General features: G+C 64.5%; 18 protein-coding genes and 1 pseudogene. 3 read left to right on the forward strand and 16 right to left on the reverse strand.

Annotation, left to right across the window (positions count from 1 at the left end; all coding sequences use genetic code 11):
• Positions 1-15 precede the first annotated feature (15 nt).
• Complete coding sequence (locus tag ACIPZ8_RS11690) at positions 16-912, reverse strand: DMT family transporter (protein WP_400722917.1); 897 nt, start codon at positions 910-912, stop codon at positions 16-18.
• A 133-nt stretch (positions 913-1045) separates the two neighbouring features.
• Between ACIPZ8_RS11690 and ACIPZ8_RS11695 the strand changes: the two genes are divergently transcribed.
• The 3 genes from ACIPZ8_RS11695 (at position 1046) to ACIPZ8_RS11705 (ending at position 4219) form a co-directional block, all read left to right on the forward strand.
• Positions 1046-1483, forward strand: coding sequence for an Lrp/AsnC family transcriptional regulator (locus tag ACIPZ8_RS11695; protein ID WP_400722920.1), 438 nt, complete (start codon positions 1046-1048; stop codon positions 1481-1483).
• 458 nt (positions 1484-1941) lie between these two features.
• A complete protein-coding gene (locus tag ACIPZ8_RS11700; protein ID WP_400722923.1) occupies positions 1942-3474 on the forward strand; it encodes an NCS1 family nucleobase:cation symporter-1 in 1533 nt (510 codons plus the stop codon).
• 16 nt (positions 3475-3490) lie between these two features.
• Positions 3491-4219 carry an aspartate/glutamate racemase family protein gene (locus ACIPZ8_RS11705; RefSeq protein WP_400722926.1) on the forward strand — a complete coding sequence of 243 codons (729 nt, stop codon included), beginning with the start codon at positions 3491-3493 and terminating at the stop codon, positions 4217-4219.
• 57 nt (positions 4220-4276) lie between these two features.
• On the opposite strand, the pseudogene ACIPZ8_RS11710 reads toward ACIPZ8_RS11705, so the two are convergent.
• The 15 genes and pseudogenes from ACIPZ8_RS11710 to ACIPZ8_RS11780 form a co-directional block, all read right to left on the reverse strand.
• A pseudogene (locus ACIPZ8_RS11710) lies at positions 4277-4813 on the reverse strand (FAD-dependent oxidoreductase).
• Between the two features lie 45 nt (positions 4814-4858).
• Positions 4859-5521, reverse strand: a complete 663-nt coding sequence (locus ACIPZ8_RS11715) for a histidine phosphatase family protein (protein WP_400722928.1) — start codon at positions 5519-5521, stop codon at positions 4859-4861.
• A 542-nt stretch (positions 5522-6063) separates the two neighbouring features.
• On the reverse strand, positions 6064-6402 hold the full coding sequence (locus ACIPZ8_RS11720) for an FKBP-type peptidyl-prolyl cis-trans isomerase (protein ID WP_012315472.1): 339 nt from the start codon (positions 6400-6402) through the stop codon (positions 6064-6066).
• A 38-nt stretch (positions 6403-6440) separates the two neighbouring features.
• Entirely contained in the window at positions 6441-7382 is a 942-nt protein-coding gene (locus ACIPZ8_RS11725; protein WP_400722930.1) for a DMT family transporter, read from the reverse strand.
• 97 nt (positions 7383-7479) lie between these two features.
• On the reverse strand, positions 7480-7887 hold the full coding sequence (locus tag ACIPZ8_RS11730) for a GFA family protein (RefSeq protein WP_400722933.1): 408 nt from the start codon (positions 7885-7887) through the stop codon (positions 7480-7482).
• 78 nt (positions 7888-7965) lie between these two features.
• Positions 7966-8754 carry a PhzF family phenazine biosynthesis protein gene (locus ACIPZ8_RS11735; RefSeq protein WP_400722935.1) on the reverse strand — a complete coding sequence of 263 codons (789 nt, stop codon included), beginning with the start codon at positions 8752-8754 and terminating at the stop codon, positions 7966-7968.
• Between the two features lie 45 nt (positions 8755-8799).
• Positions 8800-9738 carry a 2-hydroxyacid dehydrogenase gene (locus ACIPZ8_RS11740; RefSeq protein ID WP_400722937.1) on the reverse strand — a complete coding sequence of 313 codons (939 nt, stop codon included), beginning with the start codon at positions 9736-9738 and terminating at the stop codon, positions 8800-8802.
• A gap of 111 nt (positions 9739-9849) precedes the next feature.
• Positions 9850-10269 (reverse strand): hypothetical protein, encoded by a 420-nt coding sequence (locus ACIPZ8_RS11745; protein ID WP_400722939.1) that lies wholly within the window; start codon positions 10267-10269, stop codon positions 9850-9852.
• Between the two features lie 12 nt (positions 10270-10281).
• Positions 10282-11472, reverse strand: a complete 1191-nt coding sequence (gene ccmI, locus ACIPZ8_RS11750; RefSeq protein WP_400722942.1) for a c-type cytochrome biogenesis protein CcmI — start codon at positions 11470-11472, stop codon at positions 10282-10284.
• Complete coding sequence (locus ACIPZ8_RS11755; protein ID WP_313202094.1) at positions 11465-11941, reverse strand: cytochrome c-type biogenesis protein; 477 nt, start codon at positions 11939-11941, stop codon at positions 11465-11467. Before ACIPZ8_RS11755 ends, ccmI begins: the two co-directional genes overlap by 8 nt.
• Positions 11938-12474, reverse strand: a complete 537-nt coding sequence (locus ACIPZ8_RS11760) for a DsbE family thiol:disulfide interchange protein (protein WP_152958871.1) — start codon at positions 12472-12474, stop codon at positions 11938-11940. The genes ACIPZ8_RS11755 and ACIPZ8_RS11760 overlap by 4 nt, the downstream gene beginning before the upstream one ends.
• Positions 12471-14444 (reverse strand): heme lyase CcmF/NrfE family subunit, encoded by a 1974-nt coding sequence (locus tag ACIPZ8_RS11765; protein ID WP_400723287.1) that lies wholly within the window; start codon positions 14442-14444, stop codon positions 12471-12473. Before ACIPZ8_RS11765 ends, ACIPZ8_RS11760 begins: the two co-directional genes overlap by 4 nt.
• An 11-nt stretch (positions 14445-14455) precedes the next feature.
• A complete protein-coding gene (gene ccmE / locus ACIPZ8_RS11770; RefSeq protein ID WP_400722946.1) occupies positions 14456-14911 on the reverse strand; it encodes a cytochrome c maturation protein CcmE in 456 nt (151 codons plus the stop codon).
• Positions 14908-15084, reverse strand: coding sequence for a heme exporter protein CcmD (gene ccmD, locus ACIPZ8_RS11775; RefSeq protein ID WP_400722949.1), 177 nt, complete (start codon positions 15082-15084; stop codon positions 14908-14910). The genes ccmE and ccmD overlap by 4 nt, the downstream gene beginning before the upstream one ends.
• The gene (locus tag ACIPZ8_RS11780) at positions 15081-15848 is read right to left on the reverse strand and encodes a heme ABC transporter permease (RefSeq protein WP_159411485.1); all 768 of its coding nucleotides are present in this window, start codon (positions 15846-15848) and stop codon (positions 15081-15083) included. Before ACIPZ8_RS11780 ends, ccmD begins: the two co-directional genes overlap by 4 nt.
• Positions 15849-15876 lie beyond the last annotated feature (28 nt).

A 15876-nucleotide genomic window follows, 5' to 3' on the forward strand; every position in this document is an offset into this window, starting at 1 on the left:
GAAAAGGCCGCCATTCTACCCCTTGGCCGGCACTTGTGCAGAACGGAACCACCAACCCTGCTGCATGCCCGCTGCCGCCAGCAGGATCAACGCCACCCCCAGCCACTGCAACGGCGCCAGGCGGTGCCCGAAGGCCACCCAGTCGACCAGGATCGCGGCAATCGGGTAGATGAACGACAAGGCACCGGTCAACGCCGTCGGCAGGCGCTGGATGGCGCTGTACAACAGCACATACATCAACCCGGTGTGCACCATGCCCAAGGTCACCAGGCTGGCCAGGGCCGACGGCTCACCAGGCAGCCCGCCGAGCTTCACCCACGGCGCCAGCAGCAGCACCCCGGTGGCAACCTGGATCAACGCGATCAGGTGGGGTGGCGTGCCTTTCAGGCGTTTGATGATCAACGCGGCAATCGCATAGAGGAACGCCGCGCCCAGCGCCAGGGCTATGCCTTGCAGGTAGTCCTCACCACTGGCCTGCCCCGCGCCATGGGCGCTGACAATCGCCAGCATGCCAAGGAATGCCACGCTCAGCCAGGTAACCTTGGCGGCGGTGATCTTCTCGCCCAGAAACAGCGCCGCCAGCCCCACCAGCATGAACGGCTGGACGTTGTACACCGCCGTGCCGATGGCAATCGACGCCCGCGAGTAGGAGGCGAACAGCAGCACCCAGTTGCCGACGATGGCCACGCCACTGGCGATGGCCAGCAGAAATGCCGTCCGGGTTATCACGCCAGGCTTGAGAAAGCCGAATGCCGCGCAGATCGCCAGCAAGGTGCCGGTTCCGAACACGCAGCGCCAGAACACCACCTCCAGCACCGGCTGACCGGACACCAGCACGAACCAGCCAATGGTCCCGGAAATCAGCATGGCGGCAACCATTTCCAGCGAGCCACGGCGCACAGAACTGTCCATCTCACACCTCCCTTGGATGATGGACATAGTATGCGGAGGGTCGCCGTGCACCTTCCAGCTAATATCCAAGGCAGATCAGCCAGATCACCTTTACTATCAAGGTAAATTCACTGATTTGCCTGATGAGGTAAGCATGACCGACGCCATCGACCAACTGCTGATCAATGCCTTGATGGAAGACTCACGCCGCTCGCTCAAGGCGCTGGCGCAGATCAGCGGCCTTTCTGCACCCAGTGTCAGCGAACGCCTGCGGCGCCTGGAGGAACGCGGTGTGTTGCGTGGTTACACCGTGAATGTCGACCCACGCAGCTTCGGCTACCAGTTGCAGGCCATCGTGCGCATACGCCCGCTACCAGGGCAGTTGCAGGAAGTGGAGCGGCAGATCATCGCCATTCCCGAGTTCACCGAGTGCGACAAGGTGACCGGCGAGGACTGCTTCATCGCGCGGCTGCATGTGCGCTCGATGGAGCAGCTCGACACCCTGCTCGACCGCATCAATGTGCTGGCCGAAACCAACACCGCGATCATCAAGAAGAGCCCTGTGAAGCGCCGCTTGCCGCCGATGGATTGAGTGTATCCATTCAACAGGCAAACTGACTATTTTTTGTACGCAAAAATGTCACCATAGGTGCCATTTTTGTGTGCACTTTTCCAGGTAATGCCCCAATACGTTACACATTCCTTGCAACTAATTTTGACCAAATGATCAACTAATCAGCCAACTAAAAAATTAAACCTGTTCATTTGGTCAACTTATATTTCCTTTATTTCATAAACTTAATTTTCAGCTGCTTAGATTCAAATTAGTGGCTACCTGAGACTCGCTTTTTCTCTGGCATGGAACTCGCTTTTGTGTGTTCGTGTTTTGTATACAAATCAGTCAAAACATAAATACACAAGAACTCGCGACGCCGGCCCAACCCCGACCGCCGCGCCCAGAACCCAGTGATGCCAAGCTGCACCGACGAGATGGCGAGCCCGTGCGCATGCCCGCTCATCGCAGTCCACGTGCATCAGGAGCCTGCCGGAATGAGTACCAGCCTCGACCTTGCCCCTGAACTATCCGTCGCCAGCACCAGCCCCGCTTCCACCCTTGCAGGCGATATGCCGCCACTCGGCCTGAGCCCGCGCCTGCATAACCGCGACCTCGCGCCTACCCGTATCGAAGGCCGCCGCTGGGGCCGCTACAGCATCTTTGCGCTGTGGACCAACGATGTGCACAACATTGCCAACTACTCCTTCGCCATGGGTTTGTTCGCCCTTGGCCTAGGCGGCTGGCAGATCCTGCTGTCGCTGGCGATCGGCGCGGCACTGGTGTACTTCTTCATGAACCTGTCCGGCTACATGGGGCAGAAGACCGGGGTACCGTTCCCGGTGATCAGCCGCATCGCCTTCGGCATCCATGGCGCACAGATCCCGGCGCTGATCCGTGCGGTGATCGCCATCGCCTGGTTCGGCATCCAGACCTACCTGGCCTCGGTGGTGCTGCGCGTACTGCTCACGGCCGTGTGGCCGCAGGTCGCCGCCTATGACCACGACAGCATCCTCGGCCTGTCGAGCCTGGGCTGGGTGTGCTTCGTGGCGATCTGGCTGGTGCAGCTGGTGATCCTCGCCTACGGCATGGAGATGGTGCGCCGCTACGAGGCCTTCGCCGGCCCGGTGATCCTGCTGACCGTGGCCAGCCTGGCGGTGTTCATGTACTTCAGGGCCGATGCGCGCATCGCCTGGTCGGTGGCCGAGCCGCTGACCGGCTATGAGATGTGGCGCAACATCTTCGCCGGTGGCGCCCTGTGGCTGGCGATCTACGGGACCCTGGTGCTGAACTTCTGCGACTTCGCCCGCTCCTCGCCGTGCCGCAAGACCATCCGCGTCGGCAACTTCTGGGGCCTGCCGGTGAACATCCTGGTGTTCGCCATGATCACCGTGGTGCTGTGCGGCGCGCAGTTCCGGATCAACGGCCAGATCATCGACAGCCCGACCCAGATCGTCGCCAGCATCCCCAGCACCCCGTTCCTGGTGCTCGGCTGCCTGGCCTTCCTGATCGTCACCGTGGCGGTGAACATCATGGCCAACTTCGTCGCACCGGCGTTCGTGCTGAGCAACCTGGCGCCCCGCCACCTCAACTTCCGCCGCGCCGGGCTGATCAGCGCGACCCTGGCGGTGCTGATCCTGCCGTGGAACCTCTACAACAGCCCGCTGGTGATCGTGTACTTCCTGTCCGGCCTGGGCGCCCTGCTCGGCCCGCTGTACGGGGTGATCATGGCCGACTACTGGCTGCTGCGCAAAGGCCGCATCAATGTGCCGGAGCTGTACACCGAGCACCCGACGGGCGCCTACCACTACAGCAAGGGCATCAACCTGCGCGCCGTGGCCGCCTTCGTGCCAGCGGCACTGCTGGCCATCATCCTGGCGCTGGTGCCGAACTTCCACGGTATCGCGCCATTCTCCTGGCTGATCGGCGCCGGCATCGCCGCTGCGATGTACCTGCTGATCGCCCCGCGCAACCGCCAATACCACGATGTCAGCGGCGAGTGCATCGCCGTCGACCACAGCAGCCATTGATCAAGGAGGACTGCCCATGCGTATTCTGATCGCCAATGTCAACACCACCGAAGCCATCACCGACGCCATTGCCGAGCAAGCGCGCAGCGTCGCGGCGCCCGGCACGGAAATCATCGGCCTTACCCCCTGGTTCGGCGCCGAGTCGGTGGAGGGCAACTTCGAGAGCTACCTGGCCGCCATCGCCGTGATGGACCGGGTGCTGGCCTACGACGGCCCTTACGATGCCGTGATCCAGGCCGGCTATGGCGAGCATGGCCGCGAAGGCCTGCAGGAGCTGCTCAACGTGCCGGTGGTGGACATCACCGATGCCGCCGCCAGCACCGCCATGTACCTGGGCCACGCCTATTCGGTGGTGACCACCCTGGACCGCACCGTGCCGCTGATCGAAGACCGCCTGAAGCTTTCCGGCTTATATGACCGTTGTGCCTCGGTTAGGGCCAGTGGCCTGGCTGTGCTGGAACTGGAGGAAGACCCGCTACGCGCGGTGGAAGCCATCGTCGAGCAGGCCGAACGTGCCGTGCGTGACGACAAGGCCGAGGTGATCTGCCTGGGCTGTGGCGGCATGGCCGGGCTGGATGAGCAGATTCGCCAGCGTACCGGGGTGCCGGTGGTCGATGGCGTGAGCGCGGCGGTGACCATTGCCGAGTCGCTGGTGCGGATGGGGCTCAGCACGTCCAAGGTGCGTACCTATGCCACACCGCGAGCGAAGAAAGTGGTGGGCTGGCCGATGAAGTTCGGGCGGTAATACCGCTTCGCCTGCACCGGCCTATTCGCGGGTAACCCCGCGAAAGGGCCGGCACAGTCAACACAGCATCCGCGCCAACCGCTCACCACTGCCACAGGCCAAGGTAAACCCCAAGGCCCCATGCCCCAGGTTCAGCCACAGGTTGCGATAGGCGCAAGCCCCCACGATGGGCACCCCGGTCGACGTCGCCGGCCGCATCCCAGCCCACTCCACTGCCTCTGCGTAATCCGCCGCCTGCGGCAACGTCTCCAATGCCTGCCGACGCATGCTGTCGAGCCTGTGCGCATCCACCGCTTCGTCGTAGCCGACGATATCCACCATCGCCGCCACGCCAGTATTTCAGGGTGGCCTGGCTGTGCAAGGCCAATTCCAGCAGTTGGGCGGCATTGCGACGATTGACGCTGCTGCGGCAGGCCATCACGAACGCCAGCAGCCAGCGCCATTGGGTGGGGTCCAGGCGCAGCGGCGAGTCGCCGCGCAATAGCCAGCCAAGTGCCTGCCACGGTACACCGGCATCGGCCAACGGCGCCACATAGCGATAGCCGTCGCCAGGCCGACCACGCCACCACCGATTACCGTCACCCGTTGCGTCATTGCGCTTCCCTGTCGTGGCTTCCCTGCCTGGACAGTAACAGCGGATCAGGTCGGGCAGCTATGGGCACCGCCATTCAGGCCCTGGCGAACGTTGCGGCTGAGCAGGCTGGCCTTGCCGTCGTGCCAGGTCAGGGTGAGGACGTAGAGGGTATCGAAATCGTCGCCGCTCCAGTCCTTGGTGATCACCCGATCATCGCCCAACGCTTTGCCGGCCACGGCGTTGATCAGTTCTGGCAGGTAGCCATGGGACCAGGCGGTATAGACGGTGGCATTACGGTATTTCTCGCTGAGCAGTTCGTCGGCGAGCTCGTCGGTGTCGTTGGCGCCGAAGTCGATATTGACCGGCAAACCGAGGCGAATGGCGCTGGGCGTGATGGTCATCAGCGGGCGGATGTAGCTGTAGCTCTGGTCCTGACTGCCTTCCTCGACGTGCCGCGAGGGGTTGGCGGCAAATACGTAATCTGCCTTGCCGAAACGCTCCGGCAGCAAGGTGGCCAGGTCCAGCGCACGATTGAGCCCCTGGCAGTTCAGTTGCCCCAGGCCTTCTCCGGGCTTTTCGGCATGGCGCAGGAATACCAGCGTCTGGGTGCCGTCGACCGGCTGAGCACGGCTTTCGACCACTTCCAGTGCCAGCGGTACAGCTGCGGCAACGAGCGCCAGGCTTAGCAACAGGTGGCGGCGACGTCGAAGGAAAGATGGCAGCTTCATGTAGGCAGGCTCTTGTGGCAAAAGGTATCTGGATACCCGCCACATTGCCCCGCGGCCCATGCCGCGAGGCATCCGTGTTAGTGATTGCCATCCTTGGCAACGAGCAGGACTCAGAGTGCCCTCAACCCGTTTGGTTCCTCCCTGAGTGTGGATGCCGTTCCCTAGGCAAGGATTACGTTAGCGCAGGCGTGTTGCGGAATTATTTAAGGCCGGGGGGTTCGGCTTGGGGGGTGTAGCGCCTGCAAGATCGAGCGCCGCCCGTGCGGCGCATCGCAGGCAAGCCTGCTCCTACATCTGTTTCGGGCCAGTTACTCCTGCATTTTCGGCACGCGTACCCTGGGTGCATGACTAGAGAAAGATGAGAAGCAAATGCTCACCTTTCGATATCGAATGGTACAAACAAGGGATCGCGCGCCAATGGCACAGGCAAGACTGGCCCGAAACAGATGTAGGAGCAGGCTTGCCTGCGATGCGCCGCGCGGGCGGCGCTCGATCTCCCAGGCGCTGCCCCCCAAGGCAAGCACCCCCCAGCCCCACCGCCATCAATCATCCCGCGTCAGCACTTCCAGCAATTCGATCTCGAAGGTCAGGTCCGAATTCGGCGGAATAGCCCCCACGCTACGCTCGCCATACCCCAGGTGCGCCGGCACTTGCAGCTTGCGCTTGCCACCCACGCGCATGCCCATCAGCCCCTGGTCCCAGCCTTTGATGACACGGCCGGTGCCAATCACGCACTGGAACGGTTTGCCGCGCGACCACGACGAGTCGAACTCGCTGCCGTCGGCCAGCCAGCCGGTGTACTGGGTCGTGATCAGGGCGCCCTTGACGGCGGCCTTGCCGTCGCCTTCGACGAGGTCGGTGATCTGCAGTTCGCTGCTCATGGGCATGCTCCAACGCTGAAATTCAAGGCGCCCTTTTCTCAGGAATGCACCGGTTTGGCAAGTTCACGGGGTGTTCCATGCTGACGCATCGACCACAGCACCCCGCCGATCACCAGAATGATTGCCGCGGCCTCCAGCAGGCTCGGTCCGGCCTGCCGCCAGAGGAAGGCGTACAGCAGCGCGAACAGGGTCTCGAACACGATCAACTGCCCGCTCAAGGTCAGCGGCAAGCGTTTGGACGCAGCGTTCCACAGCGCCGTGGCCAGCCACGAACCCAACACCGCGCAACCCAGGCAAGCGCCCCAGAACAGCCACCAACGCGCCATCGGCGCCTCGACCTGCAGCTGCTGCGGCTGCCACATCGCCAGGGCGACCACCATCACCAGGCTGCTCAGGCCGGTCAGCACGCCGATCAGCACCGACCACTGGTGGCTGTCGAAATGCCCGCTCTGCTTGAGATAACGGCTGTTCTGCACCGCGTACCAGGTCCAGCAGGCCAGCGCGGCCAGGGCGTAGAACAGCCCCATGAGCTTGTCGCCGATATCGCCCGGGGCGAAGGCAAAGGTCTGCAGATTGATGCACAGCATCCCGGCCAGAATCAGCGCCAGTGGGCCGATCAGTCGCCGGATCGGCACTGCGCCGCTGTCGTTGCGGCCATACAAGGTGATGGTCAGCGGCAGCACACCGACGATCAGCGAGGCAGGTGCCACGCCCAGTCGCTGGATCGCCGCCACCAGGCAGATGAAGTACAGCAGGTTGCCGACCACTGCCAGGCGCAGCAGCATCCAGCCGTCCGCCAGGGTCAGCTGGCGCAGCTGCCGGGCCATCGGCACCGCCAGCAGCAGCGAGATCAGGCCGACCATCGCATAGCGCACGCTGCTCAACAGCATCGGGTTGAACTCCGGCAACAGCTCCGGAACCATCAGTACCATGCCCCACAATGCGCCGGCCCCACCGGCATACATCACACCGCGCTTCACGCTTTTTGCTCCTGTTCGTGGATGCGCGCAGGCTAACGCTGTAAGGGGCCGGCGGCAAAGGATCTTTGCGCATGCGGGCATTGCCGTGGGGAATGGCTCAGCCGAACTGCTCGAACGCTTGCTCGCCGGTCAGCTCCTTGGTCTGGTTGGCAAAGCAGTACCAGGCGGGTTTCTGCTCGACGAAGATCTGCAGGTCGAAATCCCAGGCCTCGTCGCCGTCCAGCAGGCCCACCGGCACCGCATAGTGGTCTTTATCCTTGAGCCGGTAATACAGGTGCGTGCCGCAACGGCTGCAAAAACCACGCTGGGCCCATTCGGAGGAGTCGTAGACCGCCGGCGCCCGCCCCTCGAAGACCGGCGCCTGGCTGCAGTCCACGACCAGCAGCGGGCCGCCGGTCCATTTGCGGCACATGCTGCAATGGCAGGCGCTGATGTGGGTGTTGTCGACAGTGACGCGCAGACGGGTTTCACCGCAAAGGCAGCTACCGCTTTTTTCCAGGGTCATGATGGGGCTCCTTGCAGGTTGGGCCAGCAAGTATAGATCGGGCGCCAAACCACAGCGCCCGCAGCCCCATCCGCGCGCTCAGATGAACACGCTACCGCGCAGGTACAGCGCCGCACGCCCGCTGATGATCACCCGGCCATTGCCCGGCACTTCACAGTGCAACTGCCCCTTGCGCGCGCCACCCTGTTCGCAGCTCAGCGACGATTTGCCCAGCCGCTCGGCCCACAATGGCGCCAGCGAGGTATGCGCAGAGCCGGTAACCGGGTCTTCATTGACGCCGACCCGCGGGCCGAACCAGCGGGTGACGAAGTCGAAGCCACGGCCGGCGGCAGTGACCGCAATGCCACGCACGTCGAATGCCGACAAGGCGACGAAATCGGGCTTCAGCGGGTCGAGCAGCGCGGCATCATCGACCACCACCACATAGTCGTCGGAGCGATACACCGCCTTGGCCGCACTCAGGCCCAGTGCCTCCAGCAACCCGGCCGGCACGTCCACGGCTTGCGGCTGCTTGGCCGGGAAGTCCATGGCCAGCAGGCCGTCGGCGCCACGGCTGACCCGTAGCTCACCACTGCGGGTGTTGAAGCGCAGCACTTCGGCTTGCTCGCCCAGCTGTTCGAACAGCACGTAGGCCGAGGCCAGTGTGGCGTGGCCGCACAGGTCGACTTCGACGGCGGGAGTGAACCAGCGCAGGTCGAAGGTTTCGCCATTGCGCACGAAGTAGGCCGTTTCCGACAGGTTGTTCTCTTCGGCGATGCGTTGCAGCACATCGTCCGGCAGCCAGCTTTGCAGCGGGATCACCGCCGCCGGGTTGCCACCAAAGGGCTCGGCGGAGAAGGCATCGACCTGGAAGATTTCGAGTTGCATCAAACGCTCCTTGTGATCCGGGCAATGCCGGGGGTATTGAAAAGGTTAGGCGCGGACCGGCGTGAGCACCGGCTCGCCGGCAAAGAAGGCCTGCAGGTTGCGCAACACAAGGGTCACGGTGTCGCGTGCGGCCTCCGGCGACTGGCCGGCCACATGTGGCGTGAGCACCGTATTGCCGAGGGCCTTGAGAGCATCTGGCACAGCGGGTTCGTCATCGAACACATCGAGCGCGGCGCCGGCAAGCCGGCCTTGCTCGAGGGCAGCTACCAGCGCCTGGGTATCGACCACGCTGGCCCGGGCGATATTCACCAGGTAACCCTCCGCGCCCAGTGCCTCGAGCACCTGGGCATCAACCAGATGGCGGGTATTGGCGCCACCGGGTGTGGCGACGACCAGGATGTCGACGGCCTCGGCCAGGTGCAACGGGCTGTCGTACCAGGTGTACGGCACGTCCGTTCGCGGGGTGCGGCTGTGGTAGCTGACATTCATGTCGAAGCCCAGGCTGGCGCGCTTGGCGATGGCCTGGCCGACCGCGCCGAGGCCCAGCAGGCCCAGGCGCTTGCCGCTGACCGACGGGCTGATCACCCGGTTCCACTCGCCGCGGCGGGTGCTGGCATCGGCGCGAGGGATGTCGCGCAACAGCGCCAGCAGCATGGCCAAGGTGTGGTCGGCAACCGCCGCGGCATTGGCGCCGGCGCCATTGGTGATGGTGATGCCACGGCCGGCAGCGGCAGCCAGGTCGACCTGCTCGTAGCCAGCACCGATCACGCAGATGATCTGCAACTTGGGCAAGGCGGCGATTTCAGCGGCGGTCAGGCCCAACGGGCCTCGGGTCAGCACGGCGTCGATCTCGCCGGCATGGCGCTGGATGGCGTCGGCACGCATTTGCGGGGATGGGGCGCGAATCAGACGGTAGCCGGCCTGTTCGAGTAATGGCAGATAATCGTCGACGGTTTCTACCAGTACCAGGACTGTCTTGCTCATGCCACCTCCGAGTCAATTTGAAGGGGCATTATGCGGAGTCACCGTCCAGTACAGTCAATCGAAAAATAAGGGGAAAACTGTACTGTATTGGTTATCAGGCCGCTCCTACAATTACTGCCCGTAAGCGCGCCCCAGCCCTCCAGGCACACCACTGCTGTCGGTTTCCTGCCACGGCCCATCCGGGTTCAGCGACCAGCTCCAGCCATTGTCATAGCGGTAGTAGGTACGCTGCCGGTAAAACACATTGGTCTTGTTCTCCAGCACATATACGCCGAGCTTCGGATCCCAGTGACTGGCGCCACCCGGCGGCGGCGCGAAGCTGGCAGAGGTACGCGGCATCGGTTTGGGGATCCCCGCCGGCTTGCTCGGCTGTGTCGACGGCTGGCCGCCTGGCAACGGTTTCACCGCTGGCCCCTGGTGCGGTGGTGCTGTCTCGATCGGCGGCGACGGCTGCTCGTACGGCTGATGCACCGTACACGCGGACAAACCCAAGGCCAGGGTGATCAGGGTCAGGCGGACGGTGCTGTGCATGGCGTTGTTCTCTTACTGGTCGGGGCTGTCGATGGTCAGGTGCTGGGTGGCCTGGGTGGTATTGGCCAAGGGCGCGCCCTGGCCGATCCATTCGCCGCGGGTCGGCTGGCCTGCGCGCGATACGCGTGCCACCAGTTGGACTTCGGCGAACTGGGACAGTTTCATCTGCGGCAGCATAGCGTCAGCGTCGGACAATTCCACTTCCAGCGGCAATTGCGCCACGGTGACCCGCTTGGCCGCCAGCGGCATGGGCGGGCCGTTGCTGGCACGGGCGAAGATGAACACGGTATCGTCAGGCTTGACCTTGTCCTTGAGCGCCGCCGCCAGTTCCACCCGCACCTTCAGGCGGGCAGCCGCAGTGGCCTGTGGTTTGCTGCCGGTGCTGCCCAGGCGCTCTGCCGCGCGGTCGATGCCGCCTTGCAGCGCCGCCCGCGAGGCATCGCCTTCGGGCAGTTGCGCCAGCAGGCGGTTCCAGTAGTCGATGGCTTCCTGGTAGCGCTCGCCCTCGAAGGCGGCGATGCCGCGCAGGCCAAGGCTGGTCACCTCGTTCGGGTCGGCCTTGAGCGCTTCGTCGGTCAGCGCCTGCACCTGCGGGCTCCATTTCTTCTCGGCCGCGAAGTACAGCGCCTGGGCCCACTGGCCCAGCAGCTCGGGCTGGCGGCCGGCCAGGGCGACGGCGCGCTCGTAGGCCCGTGCCGCGTCGGCCGGACGTTGCTGGGCCATGTAGGCCCGGCCCAGGAAGTACAGGCCTTCGGCCGAGTCCGGCTGGGCTTCCACGGCACGCTCGAGGCGCGTGGTCATTTCGTCCATGGTCTTCGGTGCGGCGGCGAATTCCTGGGTCAGCTCGACCTTGTCTGCCGCGCCAAAGTGCAGGTACAGCGCGAGAGCCAATGCAGGCACCAGCACCGCCGCCAGCAATGGCAGGGCCTTGCCCAGGTGGCCCTGGCGCGCCGGTTCCGCGCCTTCGGTGTCGGCCAGCAACTCACGGGCCGCCTCATCGCGGCCCTTGGCCATTTGCGCCGCGTCGAGCACGCCGGCTGCCTGCTGGGCGGCCAGTTCGGCGACACGCTCCTGATACAGTGCGACGTTCAGGGCGGTGCGGTCTTCTTCCTGCTGCTGGCGACGGCCACGCAGGATCGGGATCAGCAGAAAGCCGAGGGCGGCGAGCAGCAGCAGGCCCGCGCTAAGCCAGAATTCAGTCATGGGTCTGTTCTTTTTCCAGCAGTTTGGCGAGACGCTCGCGTTCTTCGACGGACAGTTCCTGTGCAGCCTGGGTCGCCGGGCCACGGCGACGGCGGACGATCACCGCCAGCACCACGAAACCACCAGCCAGCAGGATGCCCGGGCCGAACCACAGCAACCAGGTGCGGCCGCTGAGCGCCGGCTTGTAACGCACGAAGTCGCCATAGCGGTCGACCATGAAGTCGACGATCTGCTGGTTGCTCTTGCCTTCGCCGAGCATGCGGAAGATCTCGCGGCGCAGGTCGGCGGCGATCGGTGCGTTGGAGTCGGCGATGTCCTGGTTCTGGCACTTGGGGCAGCGCAGTTCCTTGGTCAGCTGCTGGTAACGCTCGCGCTCGGCGTCATCGCGGAACTGGTAGGTATCGATGGCCGCCTTGGCCACACCGGCCAGGCTCATGCCCAGCACGGCGGCTGCCAGCCAGCGCCTCATGGCTTGGCCTCGTCGACCAGGCCCTGGTACAGCGGCGCCAGCTGCTCGCGCCACACGTCGGCATCGACGATGCCGACGTGCTTGTAGCGGATGATGCCCTTGGCGTCGATGAGGAAGGTTTCCGGCGCGCCATACACGCCCAGGTCCAGCCCCAGGCTGCCCTGCTCGTCGCGGATATCCAGCTGGTACGGGTTGTGGAACTCGGCCAGCCACTTCTGCGCGGCGGCGTTGTCGTCCTTGTAGTTGATGCCGTGGATCACCACACCCTGCTGCGCCAGCTGATTCAGGTACGGGTGCTCGACCTTGCACGACGGGCACCAGGTGGCCCACACGTTGACCAGCGCCGGCCGGCCGTGCAGGTCGGCCTGGGTCAGGTTGCGGTCACCCTGGGTCGACGCCAGGGCGAACGCCGGGAACGGCTTGCCGATCATCGCCGATGGCAGCTCGTCGGGCTTGAGGAACAGCCCCTTGTAGAGGAAAACCGCCATCAGCAGGAATACCGCCAGTGGCACGACCATGATCCAACGCTTCATGCAGCAGCTCCAGACACGCCCAGGGCTTCACGCACCCGGGTCTTGACCTTGACGCGATAACGCCGGTCGAAGGCCGCCAGCAACCCGCCCAGGCCGGTCAGCAGACCGCCCAGCCAGATCCAGCGGACATAAGGCTTGATATGCACGCGCACTGCCCAGGCGCCGTTCTCCAGCGGCTCGCCCAAGGCCACGTACAGGTCACGGGTGAAACCGGCATCGATGCCGGCCTCGGTCATCATCGATTGCTGCACGGTATACAGGCGCTTTTCCGGGTGCAGGGTGGTCACTTCACGGCCGTCGCGGCTGACCACGATGGTGCCCTTGTCGGAGATGAAGTTCGGCCCCTCAAAGTGCTTGGCGCCCTCGAACAGGAAGTGATAACCGCCCAGTTCGACGCTCTCGCCCGGCGCCATGCGCAGGTCGCGCTCGGCGCTGTTGTTGCTCGACAGCACCACGCCCAGGGCGCACACCGCCAGGCCCAGGTGCGCCAACTGCATGCCCCAGTAGCTGCGGGTCAGGCCGCGCACACCCTTGGCCAGGCCTTTGTGGCGGGTCTTGTCGACGATATCACGCAGCCCGCCAAGCACCACCCAGACCGCCAGGGCGAATGCGCTGAGGACCGGCCAGTCGAGGTCGTCGACGATCAGGCCGGCGACCGGTGCCAGCACTGCGCTGCCGATCAGCACCGGGGTCATCATGTTCGCCAGCCACTTGCCGGGGGTGTCCTTCCAGCGCACCACCACCCCCACGCTCAGCACCACCATCAGCAGCGCCATCAGCGGCAGGAACAGGGCATTGAAGTAAGGTGGGCCGACCGACAGCTTGGCCCCGGTCAGGGCATCGAGCACCAGCGGATACAAGGTGCCGAGCAGGATCATCGACGCCGCCACCACCAGGATCAGGTTGTTGGCCAGCAGCAGGGTTTCACGCGACCACAGGGCGAAGCCGACCTGGCTCTTGACCACCGGAGCGCGCAGGGCGAAGAGGGTCAGCGAGCCACCCACCACGAACAGCAGGAAGATCAGGATGAACACACCGCGCGCCGGGTCGGCGGCGAACGCGTGTACCGAGGTCAGCACGCCGGAACGCACCAGGAAGGTCCCCAGCAGGCTCAGCGAGAAGGCGGCAATCGCCAGCAGCACGGTCCAGCTCTTGAACACCCCGCGTTTTTCGGTTACCGCCAGCGAGTGGATCAGCGCAGTGCCCACCAGCCAGGGCATGAACGAGGCGTTTTCCACCGGGTCCCAGAACCACCAGCCGCCCCAGCCCAGTTCGTAGTAGGCCCACCACGAGCCCAGGGTGATACCGACGCCAAGGAAGGCCCAGGCGACGATGGTCCAGGGCCGCGACCAGCGCGCCCAGGCCGCATCTAGGCGCCCGCCGAGCAGCGCGGCGATGGCAAAGGCGAAGGCCACCGAGAAGCCCACATAGCCCATGTACAGCATCGGCGGGTGGACGATCAGGCCGAAGTCCTGCAGCAGCGGGTTGAGGTCACGGCCGTCGGTCGGCACCTGCGGCAGCAGGCGCTGGAACGGGTTGGAAGTGATGATCAGGAAGCTCAGGAAGCCGACGCTGATCATGCCCATGACCGCCAGCACACGGGCCAGCATCACCTGCGGCAGTTGCCGCGAGAAGATCGACACGGCAAAGGTCCAGCCACCGAGGATCAGCGCCCACAGCAGCAACGAGCCCTCGTGCGCGCCCCAGACCGCACTGAACTTGTAGTACCACGGCAAGGCGCTGTTGGAGTTGCTGGCCACGTAGGCGACCGAGAAGTTGTCGGTCATGAACGCGTGGGTCAGGCAGGCAAAGGCGAAGACCAGGAAGGTGAACTGGCCCCAGGCTGCCGGGCGCGCCAGGCCCATCCACAGGCTGTCACCGCGCCAGGCACCGAGCAGCGGCACCGTGGCCTGCACGGCAGCGAAGCAGATCGCCAGGATCATCGCCAGCTGGCCGAGTTCGGGGATCACCAGTGCCGCGTTCATGGCTTGGCCCCCTCACCGCTGGCCGCCTGGCCGCTTTCCTTCAGGGCCTTGGTGACCTCGGGTGGCATGTACTTCTCGTCGTGCTTGGCCAGCACTTCGTCGGCCACCACCACGCCGTCGCCATTGAGCTTGCCGAGGGCGACGATGCCCTGCCCTTCACGGAACAGGTCCGGCAGGATACCGCGGTAGGTGATCGGCACCGACTTGTTGAAGTCGGTGACCACGAAGCGCACGTCGAGCGAATCGGAGGAACGTTGCACCGAGCCCTTCTCGACCATACCGCCGGCACGAATGCGCGTGTCCAGCGGCGCCTCGCCGTTGGCGATCTGGGTCGGGGTATAGAACAGGTTGATGTTCTGCTGCAGGGCGCTCAAGGCAAAGCCGACGGCAACCGCAACCCCGACCAGCAGGCCGAGGATAATGAACAGGCGTTTCTTGCGCTGCGGATTCACTGGTGGTTCTCCCGGCGCAAACGGCGCGCCTCATCTTGCAGGTAGCGGCGGCGGGACAGCAACGGTGCAGCGACATTCAGCGCCAGCACCGCCAGGCAGATGCCATAGGCCGACCAGACATACAGGGCATGATGGCCCATGGCGAGAAAATCGCCGAAGGAAGCGAAACTCATCGCGCGGCCCTCCGCCCCAGGCTGTTCAATACTTCATCCTTGACCCAACTGGCGCGTGCCTCGCGCTTGAGCACTTCGAGGCGCATGCGCAGCAGCAGCACGGCGCCGAAGAAGCAATAGAAGCCCAGCGCCGTGCACAGCAGCGGCAGCCACATCTCGGCCGGCATCGCCGGTTTTTCGGTGAGGGTGAAGGTCGCGCCCTGGTGCAGGGTGTTCCACCACTCCACCGAGTACTTGATGATCGGAATGTTGATCACGCCGACGATGGCCAGCACCGCGCAAGCCTTGGCCGCGCTGTCGCGGTTGCTGATGGCCTGGCCCAGGGCAATGATGCCGAAGTACAGGAACAGCAGGATCAGCATCGACGTCAGCCGTGCGTCCCAGACCCACCAGCTGCCCCAGGTCGGCTTGCCCCAGATGGCCCCGGTGACCAGCGCCACGGCGGTCATCCAGGCACCGATGGGCGCTGCGCATTGCAGCGCGACATCGGCCAGTTTCATCTTCCATACCAGCCCCACCACGCCGGCCACTGCCAGCAGTACATAGCAGGACTGCGCCAGCATCGCCGCCGGCACGTGAATATAGATGATGCGGAAGCTATTGCCCTGCTGGTAGTCCTCGGGGGCGAAGGCCAGGCCCCAGACCACGCCGGTGACCAGCAGCAGCACAGCGGAAACGGCCAGCCATGGCAGCATGCGGCCGCTGATGGCATAGAACCATTTCGGCGAACCCAGTTTGTGGAACCACGTCCAGCTCATTTTCATCAGGTACATCCAGGGTATTAGCCGGGCT

The sequence above is a fragment of the Pseudomonas sp. NPDC089422 genome, from assembly GCF_044749405.1.
In the GTDB taxonomy this organism is placed as follows: Bacteria; Pseudomonadota; Gammaproteobacteria; order Pseudomonadales; family Pseudomonadaceae; genus Aquipseudomonas.

What these genes read in the sequence shown, in the direction of transcription:
- ACIPZ8_RS11720 (WP_012315472.1), bottom strand. Translation starts at nt 6,402, where the DNA reads ATGAGCAGCGAACTGCAGATCACCGACCTCGTCGAAGGCGACGGCAAG.
- ACIPZ8_RS11715 (WP_400722928.1), bottom strand. Translation starts at nt 5,521, where the DNA reads ATGAAGCTGCCATCTTTCCTTCGACGTCGCCGCCACCTGTTGCTAAGC.
- ACIPZ8_RS11780 (WP_159411485.1), bottom strand. Translation starts at nt 15,848, where the DNA reads ATGAAAATGAGCTGGACGTGGTTCCACAAACTGGGTTCGCCGAAATGG.
- ACIPZ8_RS11690 (WP_400722917.1), bottom strand. Translation starts at nt 912, where the DNA reads ATGGACAGTTCTGTGCGCCGTGGCTCGCTGGAAATGGTTGCCGCCATG.
- ccmI (WP_400722942.1), bottom strand. Translation starts at nt 11,472, where the DNA reads ATGACTGAATTCTGGCTTAGCGCGGGCCTGCTGCTGCTCGCCGCCCTC.
- ACIPZ8_RS11705 (WP_400722926.1), top strand. Translation starts at nt 3,491, where the DNA reads ATGCGTATTCTGATCGCCAATGTCAACACCACCGAAGCCATCACCGAC.
- ACIPZ8_RS11700 (WP_400722923.1), top strand. Translation starts at nt 1,942, where the DNA reads ATGAGTACCAGCCTCGACCTTGCCCCTGAACTATCCGTCGCCAGCACC.
- ACIPZ8_RS11745 (WP_400722939.1), bottom strand. Translation starts at nt 10,269, where the DNA reads ATGCACAGCACCGTCCGCCTGACCCTGATCACCCTGGCCTTGGGTTTG.
- ACIPZ8_RS11755 (WP_313202094.1), bottom strand. Translation starts at nt 11,941, where the DNA reads ATGAGGCGCTGGCTGGCAGCCGCCGTGCTGGGCATGAGCCTGGCCGGT.
- ACIPZ8_RS11740 (WP_400722937.1), bottom strand. Translation starts at nt 9,738, where the DNA reads ATGAGCAAGACAGTCCTGGTACTGGTAGAAACCGTCGACGATTATCTG.
- ACIPZ8_RS11735 (WP_400722935.1), bottom strand. Translation starts at nt 8,754, where the DNA reads ATGCAACTCGAAATCTTCCAGGTCGATGCCTTCTCCGCCGAGCCCTTT.
- ACIPZ8_RS11730 (WP_400722933.1), bottom strand. Translation starts at nt 7,887, where the DNA reads ATGACCCTGGAAAAAAGCGGTAGCTGCCTTTGCGGTGAAACCCGTCTG.
- ACIPZ8_RS11695 (WP_400722920.1), top strand. Translation starts at nt 1,046, where the DNA reads ATGACCGACGCCATCGACCAACTGCTGATCAATGCCTTGATGGAAGAC.
- ACIPZ8_RS11760 (WP_152958871.1), bottom strand. Translation starts at nt 12,474, where the DNA reads ATGAAGCGTTGGATCATGGTCGTGCCACTGGCGGTATTCCTGCTGATG.
- ccmD (WP_400722949.1), bottom strand. Translation starts at nt 15,084, where the DNA reads ATGAGTTTCGCTTCCTTCGGCGATTTTCTCGCCATGGGCCATCATGCC.